The 20,790-nt window shown below is 38.6% G+C and carries 14 protein-coding genes; 1 reads left to right on the top strand and 13 read right to left on the bottom strand.

All coding sequences use genetic code 11. The annotated features are described in order from the left end of the window. Positions 1 to 248: 248 nt before the first annotated feature. Positions 249 to 2,294, top strand: coding sequence for a lamin tail domain-containing protein (locus HZF10_RS15755; RefSeq protein ID WP_176007195.1), 2,046 nt, complete (start codon positions 249 to 251; stop codon positions 2,292 to 2,294). Between the two features lie 85 nt (positions 2,295 to 2,379). Here the strand turns inward: HZF10_RS15755 and HZF10_RS15750 are convergent, their stop codons facing one another. The 13 genes from HZF10_RS15750 to HZF10_RS15690 form a co-directional block, all read right to left on the bottom strand. Next, positions 2,380 to 2,928 carry a hypothetical protein gene (locus HZF10_RS15750; protein WP_176007194.1) on the bottom strand — a complete coding sequence of 183 codons (549 nt, stop codon included), beginning with the start codon at positions 2,926 to 2,928 and terminating at the stop codon, positions 2,380 to 2,382. Positions 2,929 to 3,102: 174 nt separating this feature from the next. Further along, positions 3,103 to 5,412 carry a UvrD-helicase domain-containing protein gene (locus HZF10_RS15745; protein ID WP_317171646.1) on the bottom strand — a complete coding sequence of 770 codons (2,310 nt, stop codon included), beginning with the start codon at positions 5,410 to 5,412 and terminating at the stop codon, positions 3,103 to 3,105. Positions 5,413 to 5,961: 549 nt separating this feature from the next. Then, the gene (locus HZF10_RS15740) at positions 5,962 to 6,396 is read right to left on the bottom strand and encodes a nuclear transport factor 2 family protein (protein ID WP_176007192.1); all 435 of its coding nucleotides are present in this window, start codon (positions 6,394 to 6,396) and stop codon (positions 5,962 to 5,964) included. Between the two features lie 349 nt (positions 6,397 to 6,745). Further along, positions 6,746 to 9,856: a type I restriction endonuclease subunit R gene (locus HZF10_RS15735; RefSeq protein ID WP_176007191.1), complete on the bottom strand. Its 3,111-nt coding sequence runs from the start codon at positions 9,854 to 9,856 to the stop codon at positions 6,746 to 6,748. Between the two features lie 11 nt (positions 9,857 to 9,867). Beyond that, positions 9,868 to 10,905: a hypothetical protein gene (locus tag HZF10_RS15730; protein WP_176007190.1), complete on the bottom strand. Its 1,038-nt coding sequence runs from the start codon at positions 10,903 to 10,905 to the stop codon at positions 9,868 to 9,870. A 4-nt stretch (positions 10,906 to 10,909) separates the two neighbouring features. Next, positions 10,910 to 12,145, bottom strand: coding sequence for a restriction endonuclease subunit S (locus tag HZF10_RS15725; RefSeq protein ID WP_176007189.1), 1,236 nt, complete (start codon positions 12,143 to 12,145; stop codon positions 10,910 to 10,912). After that, entirely contained in the window at positions 12,135 to 13,655 is a 1,521-nt protein-coding gene (locus HZF10_RS15720) for a class I SAM-dependent DNA methyltransferase (protein WP_176007188.1), read from the bottom strand. The genes HZF10_RS15725 and HZF10_RS15720 overlap by 11 nt, the downstream gene beginning before the upstream one ends. Before the next feature lie 333 nt (positions 13,656 to 13,988). Then, the gene (locus tag HZF10_RS15715; RefSeq protein ID WP_176007187.1) at positions 13,989 to 17,156 is read right to left on the bottom strand and encodes a sacsin N-terminal ATP-binding-like domain-containing protein; all 3,168 of its coding nucleotides are present in this window, start codon (positions 17,154 to 17,156) and stop codon (positions 13,989 to 13,991) included. A gap of 181 nt (positions 17,157 to 17,337) precedes the next feature. Beyond that, positions 17,338 to 17,520 carry a hypothetical protein gene (locus HZF10_RS15710; RefSeq protein ID WP_176007186.1) on the bottom strand — a complete coding sequence of 61 codons (183 nt, stop codon included), beginning with the start codon at positions 17,518 to 17,520 and terminating at the stop codon, positions 17,338 to 17,340. A gap of 501 nt (positions 17,521 to 18,021) precedes the next feature. Continuing rightward, on the bottom strand, positions 18,022 to 18,525 hold the full coding sequence (locus HZF10_RS15705; protein WP_176007185.1) for a hypothetical protein: 504 nt from the start codon (positions 18,523 to 18,525) through the stop codon (positions 18,022 to 18,024). 112 nt (positions 18,526 to 18,637) lie between these two features. After that, positions 18,638 to 19,096: a hypothetical protein gene (locus HZF10_RS15700; protein WP_176007184.1), complete on the bottom strand. Its 459-nt coding sequence runs from the start codon at positions 19,094 to 19,096 to the stop codon at positions 18,638 to 18,640. A 177-nt stretch (positions 19,097 to 19,273) separates the two neighbouring features. Continuing rightward, a complete protein-coding gene (locus HZF10_RS15695) occupies positions 19,274 to 19,555 on the bottom strand; it encodes a hypothetical protein (protein ID WP_176007183.1) in 282 nt (93 codons plus the stop codon). A 478-nt stretch (positions 19,556 to 20,033) separates the two neighbouring features. Then, positions 20,034 to 20,790: DUF3298 domain-containing protein (locus HZF10_RS15690; RefSeq protein WP_217703396.1), on the bottom strand; the 757-nt coding region annotated here is incomplete at its 5' end.

The following is a 20,790-nucleotide window of genomic DNA, read 5'->3' as shown; positions in this document are numbered from 1 at the left end:
TTTAAAAACGAAGTTAGGGAAATAATCGCTGTTATCAGAGTTGGATTCTGCAAGGTTTAAAGTTCGGTAATCAACTTGGTATTTTACGTCTCAAAATGTTTAGTGGCTGGATGTAAGGCTTTTCTTTAAATATGTATTTCATCGATAATGCGTTGAATCATCATGTGGTTCGTCGAAAAACCAATATGCTCGATAAACGGTCAATTGTTTGAGGTAATTTTGCGAAATTACTTACAAACACTCTTACTATGAACCCAATTCTACGCAAATCAATGCTCGGAACCATGACGGCTTTCCTAGCAATGGTGTCGGCGAACCTGAGAGCACAAGCTCCGAATGCGCCAACTGCCCTCGACGCATCGCCCGTTGGTGCAACAACTTTTACGGCAAACTGGTCGGCTGTTCCCGGTGCGACAAGCTACAAGCTGGACGTAAGCACGTCACCCACATTCAGTGTTCCGTCCACTCCAACCGATTTGATCATATCGGAGTATGTAGAAGGAAGCTCCGGTTATAAAGCAATCGAAATATATAACGGCACGGGTGCGGGAGTAAATATAGCGGCGTATTCGTTGAGAAGAGGTATAAACGGGCCGTTATCGACCGTAGCTCCTACCGGAACGATATTGCCAAACAATTCAACTTGGGTTATCGCCTACGCGCCTGGAATAGCTCCGGATCTTCAGGCTGTTGCGAACCAGACCACCAGTTTCGGGATGATGAATCTTGACGGTAACACGGCTATTTATCTAAGGAAAACGATTCCGAATTCAGGAGGCGTAATCGAGCTTGTAGATTCGTTCGGTGTCTCTGGCGAAGCGATTCCTTGGGGCGTGGACGTCACATTAAGACGCAAGGCTTCGGTGATACAACCGACACTCAATTACGTGACAGGCGACGCCGATGTTTACGCGACGAACGACATATCCGGTCTCGGGTCGCATACCATGAATAACTTTGCACCTTCATTCGTACCAGGCTATGAAGATTTGACGGTAAACGGGACTTCGCAAGTCGTATCCGGGCTTACCGCCGAAACCGACTATTACTACAGAGTAAGAGCATTCGATGCTAACGGTACCTCGATCAACTCGAACGTCATCCACGTGAAGACTTTGCCGACAATAAACTACGTTACACAAGTAATGGCCGCACAATGCGGAGGTGAGTTGGCTTCGATCAATTCCTATATCGCGGCTACGCAATTGCCGAACATAACCGGATATCGCTTTGAAGTGACCGACACCGAGACGTCTGCCGTGCAAACCATTGACCGCACGCAAAACTATTTTTCGATGCGTATGCTTGATTCTTACCAGTATTCAAAAACGTATTCGGTGCGTGTCATGGTGCAATACAGTGGCGTTTGGGTAGGTTATTACGGCCCGACGTGTACGGTTTCGACACCTGAGGTGCTTGGCCCGGGTAAAGCGGCTACGATCAATCCGTCACAATGCGGTGGTGTGTTGCCTACGATCGCGACGCTTATCTCGACAACGAGTTTGCCAGCAGTAACAGGATACCGATTTCGTGTGACGAACTTGAGCGACCCATCTGCTCCGAACCAGGTTCAGATCATCGACCGCGGACACTTGCATTGGTTCTCGCTTACGATGTTGCCAAGGTTCAATTACGGCACTACGTATTCCGTTGAGGTTGCTATCCGTACCACCGATGATTATTCTCCTTACAGCAACGCATGCGAGGTTACGGCGCCTGCGGTTCCTTCGCTTGTAGATTGTGGTGGTTCGGTGGAGAACGGCTCTTCGTTCGTATCGGTTGCTTCGAAAGACCGTGTAGACATGTACCGATTCACGATCAGAAATGTAGAGACAGACGAAACATCGGTCATTGACAACGAGCTGAACTGGTTCAGATTCAACAACCTTCCGAATTATGTACCGGGCGCATTGTATGAAGTTGAAGTATCGGTTATGGTTTCGGGGTATTATTCGCTTCCGGGCATTGCTTGCCAAATCACGGCTCCGGGCGCGGCCAGACAAGCTTTCGAGAAAAATGCTTTGGAGAATGATTTTGCAGAAGCTGCAGGTTTCGAAGCCACGGCTTACCCGAACCCGTTCTCGGACAGTTTCGGCATTAACGTGTCGACACAAGCGGGTTCTGGCTTTGATATCAAAGTTTACGACATGACAGGACGATTGATCGAAGACCGTAAAATTTCGGCCGACGCGATCCAGACATTCACGTTTGGAGAGAAGTATCCGACAGGCGTTTATAGCGTAATCCTTAACCAAGCAAATAACGTTAAGGTCTTGCGCGTAGTCAAGCGTTGATTCAGGAGAAATCCAGACCAAGATAAAAGAAGCCAGGACACAAAATCCTGGCTTTTTTATTTGATGCTGATAAGTAAAGAAATCTTTAGCAACGGTTATTTTGGTTAAAGTCACGTTTAAAAACTATCTGATTGTTGCGCGCAATATAGTCGCCCGATATAATCAAATACGGGTGATTGGGCGAATACCCTGCGCTGCGGCTTCGTACAATTATTTTGTCGTTGACTTTCAGGTTATTCAGCTGCTGGAATTCCTTAGGAGTAAATTGCATCATATATTCTTCGTCATCAATCCGGACGATGAGCCATTTCGGTCCTGACGATTTCCCGTTTTCGCGCTGAAAAGTAACAGAGGTTACAACGGCTTCCATATCGGCAAAAGCCTTTATGTACTTTCTTATTTTATCATGACTGGCGCGCACTTTTTTACCTTCGGGAGAAGCCTCCCATTCTTTGTATTTTATACCGTCTGGGGAAGCTTCCCATTTTTTCCGCTGATCCAGGCCGGCTTTCCTGTCGGCTATGGACATCGGTATTAGGGATGGCATCGTTTCTTTTTTGATTTCACGATTAGCGAATACCAGTGCGCTCACCACAACCAGTGACAAGAACAGCACAAGGATTGTTTTTTTCATATGTCCGTATCCTTTAAGATTGATTCTGCAAATCTAGTTTGACATTCTTCGGATCGCGTGATTCGGACTGTAAATAAAAACGTAAACTTTGTAAATTAATATGTTGACAATTAGTTTTTTACTGTGTCGATGCGTTGTGATGGGCTAGAATGATAATAGCGATTCGGACATTTGTCATTGCAAGTTTATCGTGTTTGTACATTTAGGGTAATTCGTGCAACCTAAAAAATGGCCGAACTTCCCGCTTCTTTTGGTCATAAAACCGCTTTTGCAACCCGAACAAAGTATGGTGTTCTCCAGAATTTCTATATTGTTGAATGTCTGGTTACAACTTGGATAGTGCGAACAACCTAAAAATGGATTGCCTCTAGATGAGCGATGCCTAATTACAAGATTTCCTGTTTGACAATACGGACAGATCGTTTTGTTTAGATTTTCATCGTATGCAGTAAACAGGAAGTCGTTGTCTTTTATTAATTCTTCTGCAAATAAGGAAACATCCGTCGGAATAAGTAACACAACTTCGTTTTTCGTTCTTGTCAGAGCTACATAAAACAACCTTCGCTCTTCTGCGAAACGGTATCCTTCATCATCGCTGAGTAGAAGCGACAACATCGGATCGTCTGTCATTTTGTTGGGAAAGCCAAGTAAGTGATTTTTTAGGTTTAGCACGATGACATTGTCCGCTTCCAAACCTTTTGATTTGTGTACGGTTATGTATTTAATGTCGATGTCTTCAAATCCTTTTATTTCTAATTTATCGTTGCGTTCGTAATACTTGATTTTGCTGTTTGGCGTGAGCTTGATAAATTCATTTATGTCAAAACTATGACGACCTAAAACCAAAATATGTTTGCTGTCATTTTTGTCTATAAGTGACTGTATTTCACTTATGAAAGCATTTTCGGCATTGTCTTGTGAGTAATAAACAAACTTGATCGGGTTTTCTAAATGTTCTTTTTTGGATTTTGGATTCTTCTGGATTTGTTTTTTGTTCTTTTGGATGTATTTAGAAGTTACATCAATAAGCGATTGTGAATTGCGATACGTTTGCTCAATGAATAACCGCTCGTATTTACCGACATATTTTTCGAAATTGTTAAACAACGAAATGTCGCTTCCCGCGAAACGATAAATGGATTGCCAATCGTCTCCAACACAGATTAGCCTAGCGCCAGATAACTCGCGGATTTCCTTGATTAAATTAAATCGTGAATATGAAATGTCTTGATATTCGTCGATAATGATATGCTGATAAGCGTATTGCGGTTTGTTTTCTTTTATGAGGTCGGTTGCGCAATTAATCATGTCATTAAAATCAATTTCGCTTATGGCTTTGAGCGTATCGTCGTATTTTTTCAGAATTTGAAGTGCGAACTTCAAAAAGATTCCTTGCCGTTCGAGCATAAACTCGTTATAGGCTTTTTTCCTGTCTGTAAATAAACAAGTTATCGTATCGTAGTCTAATTGTCTTGATTTGCAAAGGCTGATGAAGGTTTCGATAAGTTTAGTGATTTCTTTCCCGAAATTCTTGTCGTTATCGGTAACTTTTGTGTAGATGCTTTTTGCATCTCTTGGCTTGAAAACTACATTTTCGTTTTCCAACATTTCTTTTAGTTTGTCAAACAAAACGTTGTTGCGATTGTAATAGGAATATGTTTCTAGAAGTTTGGTATTGTGTGTTTCGTGCGTTTTTCTTTTTAACACCATTTCCTCGACATATTTCTGTTCATTGAACGGCGTAAGCCATTTTGCACGGTTGTTTTCGTCAACGCCAAAATGTTCTAAATACATGTCGTAGTCTTTTAGGTAAAAATCGGGGCGATACATTGTATCTCCGAAAGGGTATGGTTTTTCATATTCGTACTCAATGCCGTTCAAATACAAAAAATTGGCGATCGTAAGTTCTTCAACACTCTTTACTTTTTCACCTTGCATGGTGTCAAGCAGAGCTTTTGCTATTTTGTTCAACGGTTCAGGTTCACATTTAGATTTTAAAGTCTGAAAATCAACACCTTTTTCAGTATCTAATTTCTCGCCAAGCGAATCGTAACTTTCGTGTTCTTCGGGAACATTCATATAACACGCAACGTACACGACGTATGCTTCTAACGCTTCCGCATCATTAAAGATTCCTGTATCTAAATACGCTTTGACAACATTGCTTAATGTGTTAGCGTTGGTAACGGCAGGAACGGTTGTGTGGTATTTCTTTATGGTATCGTATCCAAGTTTATGGAAAGTGGTTGCTCGTGCGTCAAGCCCGATATTTTTTAGCCGTTCATTTAATTCGTCGACCGTTTTTTTAGTAAATGATAAAAGTAAAATGTTTTCAGGTTTTACATTTTTCTGTTCTATCAGATACTTTACTTTGCCAAGAATGGTTAAGGTTTTTCCCGATCCTGCACCAGCAATAATCAGATTTGAATACTCATCTGTTATTACGGCAGTCCGTTGTTGGTCGTCTAGTTTTTTGTGTTCAATGTCGTCAAAATACAGGTCTAATTTTTCTTTTTGGGATTGGACATAGTTTTTGTTGTAGGCTATGACGAAGTTGTCAAAGTCTAGAAAGATGTCGTTAAACTCTTTTACGGTTTTTTCTTTTTATAAAGATTAGATTTATTTTTAAAAAATTGGCCAACTGTAGAAAACCGTGTCTTTATCTGGTCGCGCTGTATCCAAGTGACATAGTCATCGAATTTTTGTATGGTATCGAAAAAATAAGAGATTTGTTGTAAGTTAGATAGGTAAGTAGTATCCTGATATTTTTTCTTTTCGACTGATTGCCGGTAAAAAAATAGAATACTAATCAGTATAACACAAAGGATGATCAGAGTCAATATCATATTTCATCAAGGTTTGATTACGATTTATGACGGTCTGCTTTGCTGGTCGTTGGGATATAGCCATTAACTGTCGTAGCGGCTGGCCGGAAAAAATATTCTCCACACAACGAATGTACGAAGTTTTACAAACGATCGTTCCCTTAGTCGATTTTGCCGCAATGGCAATTTGTGTGGTTGAGCGAAATTCCTAGGATAGATTTAAATTCCCGTTGGCATATTTCAAAGTATACTTGAACTTAAAGATTCTCCATCCTTCAGGTTGTTTTACAAGGGCTATGTCATATGATCCTACAAATTCTCTGGTTTTTCCATTTGTTGCCGTATCTTTATAATGGGTGGCTGTGGCATACGCGAAAACGGTTGCTATAGATTCATGGATATTGACTATGTAATTTCCGGCCAAATGATTTATAGAGTCAATTCCCTTAAAACCTTGTTGCCAAAGATCACAGATCGCTTTTGAAGTTGTTTTTTTATTTTCTCCACCAACTGAACTCATATCAAAATCTACTTCGCGTGTGAAAATCTCATCTTGAAGTTTTTGCCATTCCTGATAATCTGTGTAGATAAAAAGTTTGTTGACTATTTCGATTATTTCTTCTCTAATAGAATGTGCTGTCATGATAAAGGTTTTAGAATTCGCACAGGTTAGACCGACCCTCGTCGTCGTTGGTAAATCGGATAAGTGCTTTGGTTGTGAAGATACGAAGTTTTAGAATGGACTATCTGTTTCGCAATAGTATGAATTGGCGGTCGACTGTCGCTAAAATTCCTATTTGGTTGGTTCAATAGACATTAAGTTTTACTTTTCCTATGCATTTGGAAGAATTCATATCATCGTGACCCATATCGAATAGATTCGAATTCCACTTTTTTGTTTCGTAGGTCTTTGCTACAAAGTTTTTTTCGGTTCCCAGTTGTCCTTCTTTTCCGCAAGTTATTTTTTTGCAAATACTTCACCGTATGCGGGATCATGTATGGATTGAAAATTCGTTTCCTATTAGTTTCGCTTGTTCTAAAATTGTTTTTACAGCTTGATCTTGTTTTTCTGGCGGATAGCCGTATTTCTTTAGAATCCTTTTTATCATCACACGCATTTTGGCTTGTACGCTTTCTTTCTTGTCCCAATCTATGGTTACAGAATTTTTTACGCTTGTTACCAATTCTCTTGCGATTGTTTTTAAAATCTCGTTTCCTAAAATTTGTACTGCGCTGTCGTCTATTTCCAATGCGTCATAAAATGCCAGCTCTCTAAAGTCAAGGTTTAGATTTTCTCCACGTTTGTCGGCTTCTTTAATTTTTTTGGCAAGACTGATAAGTTCTTCAATGATTTCGGCGGCTGTCAATGCGTTATTTTGGTAACGTTTGATAGCTTCGGCCAACATTTCAGAGAATTTCTTGCTCTGTACGATATTTCTTGATGAACGTTGTCTGATTTCGTCATTGAGTAATCTCCTCAAAAGTTCTAAAGCTAAATTCTTTCGGGGCATATTTTTCAATTCTGCCATAAACTCATCTGAAAGAATATTCAATCCCGATATTTCAGGATTTTGCAAACCAGCGGCTTGGAAAATGTCGATGACTTCCGTTGAAATCAACGCATCTGAAATGATTTGCCGGATAGCGGTTTCTACTTCTTCGTCTGTTCGCTTTTTTTTGCTTTCTCTGAGTTTGGCAATTCTTGCTTTTACGGCTTGGAAGAAACTCAAGTCATCTCTTATCGCGATGGCTTTAGGATGCGGAACTGAAATTGCAAATGCTTTGGAAAGATTGGAAACATTGGTGCTAAAACGTTCTTGTCCTTTATCTAATCCTAAAATGAAGTCTGTTGCATCTAATAGAAAAGTTAGTTTTTCTCTCGACTGTAAATTAAAAAAACGGTTGTAGTCGAATCCATGGAATAAGTCCACCACGATTTCATAAAGTTCTTGCATTTTGGCAACTGCTTCTTCCTGGTCGAACTCAATTTTGCCTTTACCGCCGCTTGATGTGTAAACGCTCAATGCCTTTTTCAAGTCTTGGGCTATACCCAAATAGTCCACTATCAAGCCACCTTCTTTATCTTTGAAAACTCGGTTTACCCTTGCAATGGCTTGCATCAGGTTATGACCAGTCATGGGTTTGTCCACATACAAGGTATGCAAACAAGGCGCATCAAAACCCGTAAGCCACATATCCCGTACGATTACCAATTTCAACTCGTTTTTCGGGTCTTTCAATCGGTCGCCTATTGATTTTCTTCTCGGCTTGTTGCGGATGTGTTCTTGCCAATCTAAAGGGTCGGATGATGAACCGGTCATAATTACTTTGATTGCCCCTTTGTCGTCATCACCACTGTACCATTCAGGACGAATCTTGATAATTTCATTGTGCAAAGCCACACATATCCTGCGACTCATGCACACGATCATTCCTTTTCCGTCAAAAGGTTCGCTTCGTTGCTCAAAATGTTTTACAAGGTCTGAAGCAACTTGTCTTAATCGCTTGTCACTGCCCACAATGGCTTCTTGTTGTGTCCATTTGGCAAAGCGCTGTTGACGCTCCGTAAGTTCGTCTTCTTCGGTTACTTCTTCGATGCGTTGATCAATGATTGCCTGTTCTGCTGGGTCAAGTTCTATTTTAGCTAAACGGCTTTCATAGAAAATGCGGACGGTAGCCCCATCTTCAACGGCTTGTTGTATATCGTAAATGTCTACGTACTCGCCAAAAATGGCTTGTGTGTTTTTATCTTCCTTTTCAATAGGCGTGCCTGTAAAACCAATGAAGGAAGCATAGGGCAAAGCATCACGCATATGCCTCGCATAGCCGTCTATAAAATCGTATTGGCTTCTGTGGGCTTCATCTGCAATAACGACGATGTTTCTACGGTCGGATAATTTGGGATAAGTTGCCCCTTTTTCTTCGGGCATAAACTTTTGGATAGTGGTGAAAACCACACCGCCTGAAGCTACCGAAAGCAAACTTTGCAAATGGCTTCTGCTTTCTGCTTGAACAGGTGTTTGCCTAATGAGTTGTTGACAGTTGCTGAATGTTTCAAAAAGTTGTTGGTCAAGGTCGTTGCGGTCGGTGAGTACCACAATGGTCGGGTTGTTGAGTTGTGGTGTGACCACCATTTTACCTACATAAAAAACCATACTCAAACTTTTACCGCTGCCTTGTGTGTGCCAGACCACACCTGCGCGTTTGTCACCTGAAGCAGCTGCTGCCTTGATGGTGGAATGAATGGCTTTGTCTACGGCATAGTATTGATGATAAGCTGCTATTTTCTTTAGTGTTTTGTCTTTGTTTTTTTCAAAGACAATAAAATAGCGTATCAAATCGATAATGGTTTTTTTGTGTAACATTCCGCTCAATACCACATCCATTTCAATATTGGCGTTAGGTGTAGGAAATAGTGTTGAGCCGTATATATTGCTTGGTTCAGCAACGATGCCTTGGGTTGGGTTTACTGGAATTTTCCAACCGTTGAAACGGTTCCAATCGCTGGTGATGGTTCCTGCTTTGGCAAACCAACCATCCGTAATGATCAGAAAGCTGTTGTAATTGAATAGGGTAGGGATGGCTTGTTTGTAAGTCATCAACTGATTGTAAGCGGCTTTCAGGTCGGCTTTTTCATCGGTTGCGTTTTTGATTTCAATGACCACCAAAGGTAGACCGTTAACAAAAATGATTACATCTGGGCGTTTATTGTTGTGGTTTTCTACGATAGTAAATTGATTGACGGCTATAAAATCATTGTTTTCCGGGTTCTGAAAATCAACTAACCATACTTTGAAGGTTTTGATCTGCTCGCCATCTCTGCCTTTTACGTCGACGCCTTCGGTAAGGAGTTTATGAAACGCTTCGTTGTTGGCTAATAAATTGGTAAATGGTATTCTCGAGATGTTGCGCAGGGCTTCTTCCCGCACTTCGGCAGGAATTTCAGGATTAATTTTATCAATGGCGATTTGCAGACGGTTGGTTAAAATCACTTCATTGTATTGCCGACCAATGCTTGATCCATTGAGTATTTCATAGCCTTGCTCCTGTAAGGTTTGCAATACCATTTGTTCAATTTCTTCTTCTGTGAGTATATTTGCCATTGTGGTTAAACTTAAACAATTAGTGCCCTTAATTCATTTGTACGGTCTTGGAAAACTTGCCTATCAAATTCCACTGACTCTGAACGACTGACTATTTCATATTCATATCGAGCGTTCGTTGCTTTTCTTTTGAAATAACATAAGTTGGTTACATTGCCATTTGCTTCAGGCCGAAAATGAAGAAAAGGAGTAATACTAAACAATTCACCTTGATATTTTATCAATATATTTTGGGCGTTAAGTTGATCCCCAAGTAGACCAAGTTGTGCAGAAGACAGTGTAATATTTTTAATATTCCGTGCTAATCCGTGACCATTGAAAATTTCACAACGAAGATTTGTGACTGCATCTGTAACTTGAATAAAACGCATAATATCAACAAATTCTAATTCTCGTAAATCTTTTAATACATCTAATACCTCAGGGAATAACGCTCCATACGATGTCGCTGCTTGCTCCTCCGAAATTGCTGCGATATGCATAAATTCATTCCGCTCTTGATTTAAACTTCGAATTTTTTGAATTGTTGGTATTGTAACAACGTTTGCACAAAGCAATCCGCAATTGTTTGTTTGATTGTATGTAAGTATGCGTTCTACTATCAAAAGTTTTTGAGCTAGCCTATCGCTGAAATAATCGTTGAATGATAAGTCGGGATTGCCTAAGGCATTAACTTGAGCGATATTTCTAAGTGGGAATGCTTTGCTTCTTGCCTCACCCACTACCACAGCGTAAAGAGTAAATATTATTGCTTCCCAGGTTGATCGAAGTAATTGAAGCCTATGATTATTATAATCATAGGCATTTTCGGACTGATGGAAATAAAAAGCTATTGGTAGTGGATACTCATAATAGATTGTTTCCTTTAATGTCTCAATTTGCTGATTTCGGAAATCCGTTAGTGCAATCCGATATGTTTCCCTTTGTAAATAGAAAAGTACTTCGCTTGGTCTGAATGAACTACCCAAAATAGTTATAGCATTCTGAGTGTCATCAAAATCAATGTTGAAATCTTCGTGTTCTTCATATCTCAAGTCTTCTGTTTCCATAAGGTCATTGAGTGGTTGAAGGGTTTACGATGATTTCGCCTGACATGAGTTTGGGCAATAAGCTATCTCTTAATTCTTTTAAGCTTTCGTTTTCTTGAATGTTGTCCTGAATTTTTTGAAACAAAGGAAAAATAATCCGATGATATTCCCGCACTAATTCAGTTGGCGGTATTATTAGCCTAAACCGGAGTAAAGCTTGCTGACTGATATAAGGTTGGGCAGAACCAACAGCCCTGCTTTTAATATCATACTTTGACTGTCTTAAATAATGGTATATAAATGTGAAAGGGTAATTGTCATTAGGTAGAAATGCACACGCATTTTGGTTGCAAGCAAACTCTTGTGTTGTTATTCCAATTTCTCCTATTGTCGCTCCTGCAATAGCTATCAAAACCGAATGCTTTGGCAATAACTTTGCTGAAGAGTTTTTTAAAGCTTCGGTTGTTATTTTTTCTTCTGTATCAATGATAAATGAGTTGTTGAGTTCCTTGGATTTAACCCAACCGATATCGCCGTTTTCATAATACTCAGACCTGTTTCTGCTTGGCGTTCCTCCCGAAGTTGTTTTGTAAATATCGCCCAATGTTCCTACATTCCAATTCTCAGGGATTTCCCCAAACTCAGTTTGCTTTAAGCTGCCGTCTGCATTGGGATAGTTAAAATTGACAAACCACTCCTTAAAAAGCGTTCGAGCTATTTCTTCAAGCGTTTGGTTAGTGGCAAGGTTGTTTTCGATTTTGTCGTCAATAGTCGTAAGGATTTCAGCAATTTTATTTTGCGTTTCAATTGGCGGAATTTGAATTCTCAAATCCTTTATCACTCCTGCATTCAAATTTGGCTGTGCTCCACCTATAGCCATTCCTGCAATTTCTTCATACCTTGAAAGAAGATGGTAATAAATGAAATTGTAATTTGCTTGGCTTGGATTTAGAATTATATTACAACAAGCCTGATTGGTTGTTAATGGGATTTTATTAATTGCGATTCTTCCTGCTGTTGCTCCATACATAGCAACAATTACCGAGTTTTCAGGAATCCATTTGGCTGAAGAATTATTTAGTCCTTCTTCAGTAATGAAAGTTTCAGTCTTGTAAATGCGATTAAATGTAATTTCTTGAGTTTTTAACCAAGGCACATTGCCACTGTAATACTCCTGTTTTTGAGTATTAGGTGTTCCGCCCGATGTTACTTTAGAACATAAATCTTCTAATCTGACAACAGCCCACTCATTAAAACTCATATCCAATTCCCTTTAAGTTTTCACGAATGGTATTTTCTAATGCATTGTCTTTGGCAAATTGCTCGGCAAGCTTTGCGGTAAGGCTTTGCATTTTTTCATCGAAGGGCATATCGTCTGTTTGCTCGTCTTCGGAGCCTACATACCTGCCCGGCATCAATACGTAGTTGTTTTGGCGTACTTCTTCCAAAGTGGCAGATTTGCAAAAGCCCGCTGTATCGGCATAATCGCCATTAGGATTTCTCCAGTTGTGGTAGGTAGTGCTTATCTGATCTATGTCTGCTTGGTCTAATATACGATTTCGTCTGTTTATCATTTTGCCCATTTTGCGGGCATCAATAAACAGTATTTCGTTTTCGCGGTTGCGGAATTTTCCGTTGGTTTTGTTCTTTGCCAAAAACCACAAAGAAGCGGCAATGGTGGTGTTGTAAAACAAGTTGGCCGGAAGCGTGACCATACAGTCTACCAATCGGGCTTCAATCATGTTTTTCCTGATTTCGCCTTCGCTGCCTGTGTTGCTGTTCATGCTGCCGTTTGCCAATACAATGCCTGCCGTGCCTGTGGGACTGAGTTTGTGGATGAAGTGTTGCAACCATGCATAGTTGGCATTGCCCACCGGAGGAAGTCCGTATTTCCAACGCAGATCATCACGCAATTGCTCGCCTTTCCAATCGCTGATGTTGAACGGTGGGTTGGCAATAATGTAATCGGCTTTCAGATCTTTGTGCAAGTCGTTGGTAAAAGTATCTCCAAATTGTATGTTGGCATCAATACCGCGAATGGCGAGATTCATCTTCGCCAATTTTACGGTGGTCGGGTTGCTCTCTTGACCGTAAATGCTCAAGTCGCCAATTCTTCCTTGATGGCTTTCAATGAATTTTTCGCTCTGCACAAACATCCCACCGCTTCCGCAACAGCCGTCATAAATTCTACCCTTGTACGGTTCAAGCATTTCAACCAGAAGCGTAACAATACTTTTGGGAGTGTAGAATTGTCCGCCGTTTTTGCCTTCGGCATCTGCAAACATTCCCAAAAAGTACTCATACACTTGTCCGAGAATGTCTTTGCCCTCATGGCCGCCGCCAAAACCAATTTTACTGATCAGGTCGATGAGCTCTCCCAAACGTTGTTTGTCAAGGTCGGGATCGGCATAGTTTTTTGGCAACACGCCTTTCAAGTTGTCGTTTATTTTTTCAATACCGTCCATTGCCTGGTCAATCAGGATACCGATTTCGGGTTGCTTGGCATTGTCTCTTAAGAAAGTCCAGCGGGCTTTCTCGGGAACATAGAATACATTTTCAGCCAAATACTCATCCGGATCTTCGGGATTAGCACCTTCATACTCTCCTTGTCCTTCTTGTAATTTTTGGTGCAGTTCTGCAAAAGCGTCTGAAATGTATTTCAGGAAAATAAGTCCTAAAACAACGTGTTTGTATTCAGCCGCATCCATATTGCTTCGCAACTTGTCAGCCGCAGCCCAAAGAGTCTTTTCAATTTCTCTTATATCACTCATTTATTATTGGTTCAGATTTTAGTTGTCAAATTTAGTTTTTTTATGCCTGTTTTTGTATCCGACCGTTCCTGAAGCCGTGTGATGCGTTGATGCAAAAACAGATGTGTTTGCATTGACTTTGTGCATTGATGCAACTCTGAAGCATGGTCATTTTGTCGGCCATTTTGGAGTTAGTTCAATTGCAAGGACGTCAATAAGGGAGTCGCTAATGCTAGCCACTAGTTCGGTTGTGGGTTTTAAGATAAGGTTTCTGCATGAAAACCCGCAATTTTGATCGGAGGTTTCGGTGTCTTCGTTTGCGCTGTAGATCGTCAAGGTCTCTTTGCGCTGGTTTTACTTACCATAATTACGTTCTACATTGTTCAAAAGTTCCGATTCAAACTCGCTTAAATCAATACCTTCTTTTATGTAAGCCGCCGGTATTAAGGTTCTGTAATCTCCGTCTAGACTGAATTGGTCCATTTGATGTGCATTTTCATAAATGTCTACTAAGTGACTTACCTTGTTGCCCAAGTCGGTATTGAATTTCATAAACTCAGCGACGTTTTCTATGGTTTCGACCGCATATTTATCTGCACCGGCGTATTTGGTCATGTCTATTGAACACAAAGCAAAGCAGTCCGGATTTTGATGTGCCCTTAATGTTTGATTTCTTGAAATTCTTATTGGAGTTGTTTCGAGCCATTTTGATTTGACCTCTATGTAATAAACGGGCTTTTCGTTTATATAAACTACGATATCTTGGCCATCTTGTTCACTGATTACCTTGAGACTCGTATTTTGTGATAATTTCTTCAAAAGCACAACTTCTAAGTGATTTCCGATCTTCTTTTTGTATTGCATTTCTGCTTGCTCTTGTTGTTTTCTCAACAATGCATCTTCTCCAAGTTTTATCAACTCATCAAGATTCGGATGTCTGGCAATGCCAGCGAGTTTTCTAATAATAGCTTCATTCTGACTTAAAATAGTGAAGGATGCATCACCATCTGCCAGCTGCACCAATATTGCTGACTTATTTCTTGATGTTGCCGGAAATAACTTTTCATAAATTTCACAATTTTCCTGGCCGGGCTTGAAATTTCTAATGATGTCAATAATGACACGTCTATAAGGATGATTTTCCATGTGAATCTCATTGCCAGATTCCCCAAAAAACCGCAGTTCTATTTCCGATGTCAAATCCAATGCTTTTATGGATTTCATCTCATCATGAATATTTTCAATTACCGAATGTGCAAGTTTGGTTCTAATAGGATTATTTGGATCTACTATGCTGTCGTGCAGATCTTTTACAAATTCTGGTATTTTGTTGTCTCTGTAAAGATGCGGAATGCCCTTTAGTTCGTGAAGTTGATTTGGATAAACGTCATATCGCAGGAATATTTTTTTAACATCTGCATAATTAAAGGCTTCGTTTAAAATCTTGGCTAGTTCTTCTAAATTCTCTTTTGTCCATTGGACATCCTTATCGCTGATGTCATTCAAAAACACTTTAAATAAATCATTTTGCCCTTTTCGAATGTCTATGTTGTCTTCACCGGGAACAGAAGGGAGAACAATGGTACTTAAATCTAAACCATAATGTTCTTCAATCAGTTTTATCACTTTAACAGGACCACTTATTGAATCTTCTTTTGGGACGATGCTGGCGTATTGAATTAAGGATGCGAGATAATTTTCCGGCAGGTTCGCAGAACGTATATTTTCTCTCATATGCTCATCCAATGATGCATTGATTAAAACCATATAGTCTTTTCTTCCAAAAGGTTCAAAATCCAATCCAGCTAATAAGAAATCGGTATCGATTTGCCTATTGGTTATCTTCGGATTGAGTACATCTGCCAACGGGATTAGCTCATCTATCAAATCAACAGATCGACTCAGTTCTAATCGTTTTTTGAATTGCCCTTTTATATTAGGTATTAACGCTTTGTCGAATAATTCTACTTGTTCTTTTCGTATCAATTCTTTATATAAAAGAATAAGTTCAGATTTATCGAACGATTCAATTGTTCCCTTTTCTTGGATTTTATCTGCAATATCTGGAAAACCAATTCGTTGGGTATCCGAAATCTTCCAATCATCCGTCAGTTTCGTCCAGATTGGAATAAGTTCTGGTTTTGGCACATTCTCATAAAAATTACCGACAATGCTGTAGATGGCCTTAAGACTGTTTTCATTTGCTTCGTGAATTACAGGATTGCTAAGAAAAAATGCTTCCTCTACCGATATTCGGGTGGTTTGTGTTTCAACAAATGGAAGTGTTTTAAATTTATTTGTCCACCTTTTTTTGAAATCTATAAAATACTCATTTACCTTGACATCATCCCCACCGACAGTAAAGTTTATTTCTCCCAGCAAATGCGGATTTTCAATTTTTGGGAGATGGTTCTCCAAGAATGAAAAAATTAAATCAGAAGCCTCTTGCATCAATTTCTGATTTGCTATTTCCTCGGCCTTGTTTTTTTCGTTCTCTGAATTGAGATGTAAACCGTCTCTGGGTTCGGTAGGTTGGAAATTTTTTGAGTGGATTATAAAATTGAATCCAAAATGCTCCGTGCCGATTAACGGATAAAAAAGAAAAAGGCGAGGTAAACATTCGGGCAATGTTTCAGCTTTCCCTATAAATCCTTCAACTGAAGGATTATTGTCAATAGGAAGTACAATGATCAACCTATCCGTTTTAAGATAATTGATTTTTTTTATTTCGCTATTTATCTGTATTTCTCTTGTGCAGAAATATCCTCGACTTTCTTCTGCTTCGTTTTTTACGTAGGTTGTGGTGTAGCCTTGATTGTCTGTAACGGTTACTTTCTTTAACCTGTCATTAAAAATCATTACATAGGGTAAAATTACTTTGAGCGACTCAATGGCATCAATCGCTCTTTTCTTATTGAGTTCGTTGTTAAATGCGAATTTGAAAACGGTTTTCGGCAACTCGTTAAATGTAGGTTGCTCACTCAATAATTGTGTGACGGTATTTCTCAGATGGCTTATTTCGTCACACAGCTTTTCCCAATCTTGAGTGCTTCGGTCTATTATAAGGTCAATGAATTTTATATGGGCTGATGCCGAATGAACAGGGTCTTCCTCTTTTGATTCGTCCTGAATGGCGCCGCTTACTTTAACTATATCACCAAAAGAATGAGAAGTCATAAAGCCTGTGCCGTATTGACCAATTGGGTCGGCTTCTTCTCTTTCTACTTTGTTTTCAGTCAGCGTTTTTGAACTAACCTGCGTAAACAAACAATCTAAGGTGTGCATGGTAAAAGGCACTCCATTGTGCGAAAAGACGAGTTCGGTATCTGAGAGTTTTAACTCAATCTCACACGAAGGGCTTAAATCCACTGCATTCTGAAATAGTTCCCAAATGGCTCTTTTTGCATGGTTAGGCCCAATTTTCTTTATACCCTGAATTATTTTGTCTGCGTGTTGTTTTAAGTCGTTACGCTGAGTTTGGAATTTATATAAATCGGCTCTTGATATTTGTGTTGTCTCCATAAAATCAATTCGTTCAGTAATATCGTGTCTTTTACACTACTGTTAACATTAGGCCGATTCACGCCTTTTATGGTGAATCGGAGAGATTTCTCTTAGGCTTGAAGATACGAAGTTTTGGAACAGGGTTAATCTATTCAGTCATTAGCTAGCAATGGGGTGAATAAGCGTTTAGCTGATGTCCCTATTTTTTTAGTTCAATGGCTTTTATAATTTTCCAGCCGATTACACCATCATATAGTTTCAATTCAAGCGATGAATAATTATCTATATTTTCTTGTCGTTGAAACACAAAACCTTTTATTATGCCATCCACTTCTACATCTGCAGTTGGTCGATTTCCTTTCGTAGTATAGCCTTTCTTCAAGATTTTGGTTTTTATAGTCTTTGAGTTTGTTGATTCTTGGAAATTCAAGTTGATAAGTAAAAGTGAAATCGTGAATAAACTTCCAAATGAAATTGTCGTATAAACTAATTTTAAAAATTTACTGAGTCTTAGATTGATAAATTTGTCAATGAAGAAGTATAGAACCAATCCAGGAATTAAGTATAAGAGAAGAATCGAAAAAGGGCTAATCACCGTTTTGGAAAAAATCTTTATCACAATCACGTTTAAAATAAGTCCTGAAAAAAACGGAATATTTATGACTAAATTTCTCGTGGATACTTTCATCTTATTTTTACGTTGTTTTCTGAATCCGCAGTAATATAGCATATAACGTTCGCCAGCTTTTCCGATCGTGACAGCCTTCCGGAGACGGTATTCTCCTCCGACTCTAAAAGTAGTAAAACCAATGATTTTCTTTTTCTAACTTTTTTGGTTTGAAAAATCTTGGTTTACGGCTTTGGAAATTAGCCGAAGTAGCGTTCAATCTATTCTGTAGTAATCTATTTTTATTAAATTGTTGGTCCGAAACTGTTGTAGTGATCCAACAACTGAGTTTTCAATTCCATTTATAATTGTTTCCTTACCGGTTTTCAGGTTCGTAATCTTTAACCCAACTTCAAACGATTCAGAAATTTCATCATCGCCAGCATTGTAACTTGAAAATATCAAGTATTCAAAACCTTCATTGACGAACCATAAATTGTCGAGATCCATTCTGGCATTCTGCTTACCTCCACCTCGAAAATAATACGAGTAGGTGAAAACTTTCCAGCTATCAAGATTTTTATTAGGAAACTCAAGTTCAGTTTTATTTATTGTTCCGAATCTATAGACCAAATATTTGTTCCGCTTGTCTTTGGCTAATGTCAAAATTTTGGCGTTCGCAGTTTTAAATGAAAAGACAATTTCCTCGTTTGGCAAAGTCTGTTGAGCTTCACAAAAAGATGTTTGAAAAATGATGAATATTGTAATTAAGTACTTCATTTCTTTTCGCTTTTTCCGCTATTTCGGTTAACGTTTCGGCGGCATCTTCAGCCCGGGCGAAAGGCAGCAAAGCTTTTAAATTTTTATAAGTTGGAAAGTTTGAAAACTTTTATTAATCACTAGTATTAGTAAAAATAAAGTTATTCATTTCTTTTAGATTTGCGTCCTTCTTAATCTCTTGAAAATGATATTTTGCCTTTAGCGATTCAAGCAGTTTCCCTAATTCCCAAAATTCTTTTGGACCCGAATTAACATGATTGGAAAGTCTTTTTATTTGTTTGTCACTTTCATAAACGAAGTTGTAGCTTAGACCATCGTCTATTTGACTTGAAAACCTTTCAGTCTTTGGGAAGTTGAAATCTTGAATTTTACTCTGTAATAATTCTCTATCGTCTTCTGATATTAACGCATATCTCGTCATTTTTTCAATTGGATTATCTATGATATAGAGTATTGTATCATAATTATTTAGCTTTAAATAGTAATCTTCATGAATACTCCATCTATAAAATGTTAAGCTGAAGTCGCTACTTTTTGAATTACACCCATAAAAGATGATGGATGTAAACATTATAATTATCGTTGATTTTGTCATGATTTTGAGTACTGGAAACTAACGTGAGACCACTAATTTTGGTCGTTGCGTTTCGGAGAGAGTACTCTCCACCGAAAAGTACGATATTAAAGGATAAGTCGTGAACTTAGTTGACTTGCCACAATCGAAATTAGCGGCGGTTATAAGCCGTTTCTAGTTAATTTGATTTCCAAGTAAGTCAAATTTATATAAGTTATTTTCAAAATCCTTAACGAAGATAATGTTATCTTTTATTTTGAAGTCATCAACGCCATCTCGAGTTACAAATATATCTCGGCCTCCCCGTTGCCAAATAATATTTCCATTCCCATCAAGTTTTGAAATTTCCATTTCGCCATGAATAATAAATTCATTGTCAACTTTCAAAATTTGAAAACACGTTATGTCGTCAGCTTGAGTTCTCCAAATTATTTCTAACTCAGGATTGAAAGACAAAAAACAAAATTTCCACAACAGATATGTATTCGATTTTGCGAAATAACTAGCGAGGTTTTGTGAATCCCCGTAGCTCCACCACCGACACCTATTAACCGCGCTATTGATTAGAATGTCATTTTCGAAAATTTTGATTCCAAAAATGGAAGGAAAAAAGTATTCAGATGCATCAAAATAGATTCTATGGTAATTTTCAATATTATCGACTGAATTTGGATTATACGCCGGATCACTAGAAAATTGCAGTGAAAATTGTTTGTATTTTTTGTTGTCAACAGTTTCGTGGTTTTGAAATGGCTTATAACGTTACTCGCATCTTGGCTGTCACGGCTTCCGAAGAAAGTACTCTCCACCGATTCGAAAGGTAGCAAAATCAATGATTTTTTCTAACTTTTTAGTTTGAAAAAATCTTGGTTTTGCGGCTTGGAAAACCAGTTCGTTCCGTTAGTCCTCTTGCTGCCATGGCGGGAAGCCGCTGTTACCAGTAGTTGTCGTTTATTTTTGACTTCAATTCTTGTTTACTAATTTTCGCTCGTATCAATCCAAAAGCGTACGATGCAATTTCATAATCATCATAATTAAACGATATTGAATCTCTCTCGATATTGAAATCTAAATTTTTTAAGTTTTCAACCAAAATAGTTTCCTCGTTTATTGTCTTGGTTATAGTTTGAGTTAAGAAAAGCGTGTCTTTTTTAGTTCTGATGTTGAAATAGTCATTAAATGATATGTGTTTATTTGTTTTAAAATTATAGTTCATTGAATAGTAAATATCCATAGGATGAACATTGCCGCCGACATAATCTGATATTCTGAAGCAATAGCTAATTAAATTTTTTGATCTAAAGATTGATACTAATTCCGCAGTAAAGCTGCTACCAATTACAGACACTCCACCATTGTCGTCTTTGATTCTTTTTGTTAGTTCATTTATGAAACTACTTCTTCGACAAAGGATTTCATTTTTGACAGAGTTGTCAAATTCTCTGATTCCAGAAATTGGTAATATAATTTCAGTTTCTAGCCGTTTGCTTTCGTCGGAAAATGAGATTGTATCAATTGAAAAGCCTTCTGGGATTTCCATTTCTTTTGGTTTGGCTTTTTTGATTTTATTTTCGATTGACTTTGAATTAGAAATTTGCTCACCAGTTTTTGGCTGTGTTTTTTTACAGCCGAAAAAAAATAGTACTAAAATAATAGATAATATTCTCACGTGTTTTCTTCTGACAATTACT

It is taken from the genome of Flavobacterium agri, from assembly GCF_013401995.1.
In the GTDB taxonomy this organism is placed as follows: domain Bacteria; phylum Bacteroidota; class Bacteroidia; order Flavobacteriales; family Flavobacteriaceae; genus Flavobacterium; species Flavobacterium agri.
Note: the sequence above shows the minus strand (reverse complement) of the source record. Positions and strands in the feature narration are given on the sequence as shown.

Excerpts from the sequence above, each read along its gene's own strand:
- HZF10_RS15755 (WP_176007195.1), top strand. The coding sequence starts at position 249 with ATGAACCCAATTCTACGCAAATCAATGCTCGGAACCATGACGGCTTTC.
- HZF10_RS15750 (WP_176007194.1), bottom strand. The coding sequence starts at position 2,928 with ATGAAAAAAACAATCCTTGTGCTGTTCTTGTCACTGGTTGTGGTGAGC.
- HZF10_RS15740 (WP_176007192.1), bottom strand. The coding sequence starts at position 6,396 with ATGACAGCACATTCTATTAGAGAAGAAATAATCGAAATAGTCAACAAA.
- HZF10_RS15735 (WP_176007191.1), bottom strand. The coding sequence starts at position 9,856 with ATGGCAAATATACTCACAGAAGAAGAAATTGAACAAATGGTATTGCAA.
- HZF10_RS15730 (WP_176007190.1), bottom strand. The coding sequence starts at position 10,905 with ATGGAAACAGAAGACTTGAGATATGAAGAACACGAAGATTTCAACATT.
- HZF10_RS15725 (WP_176007189.1), bottom strand. The coding sequence starts at position 12,145 with ATGAGTTTTAATGAGTGGGCTGTTGTCAGATTAGAAGATTTATGTTCT.
- HZF10_RS15720 (WP_176007188.1), bottom strand. The coding sequence starts at position 13,655 with ATGAGTGATATAAGAGAAATTGAAAAGACTCTTTGGGCTGCGGCTGAC.
- HZF10_RS15715 (WP_176007187.1), bottom strand. The coding sequence starts at position 17,156 with ATGGAGACAACACAAATATCAAGAGCCGATTTATATAAATTCCAAACT.
- HZF10_RS15705 (WP_176007185.1), bottom strand. The coding sequence starts at position 18,525 with ATGAAGTACTTAATTACAATATTCATCATTTTTCAAACATCTTTTTGT.
- HZF10_RS15700 (WP_176007184.1), bottom strand. The coding sequence starts at position 19,096 with ATGTTTACATCCATCATCTTTTATGGGTGTAATTCAAAAAGTAGCGAC.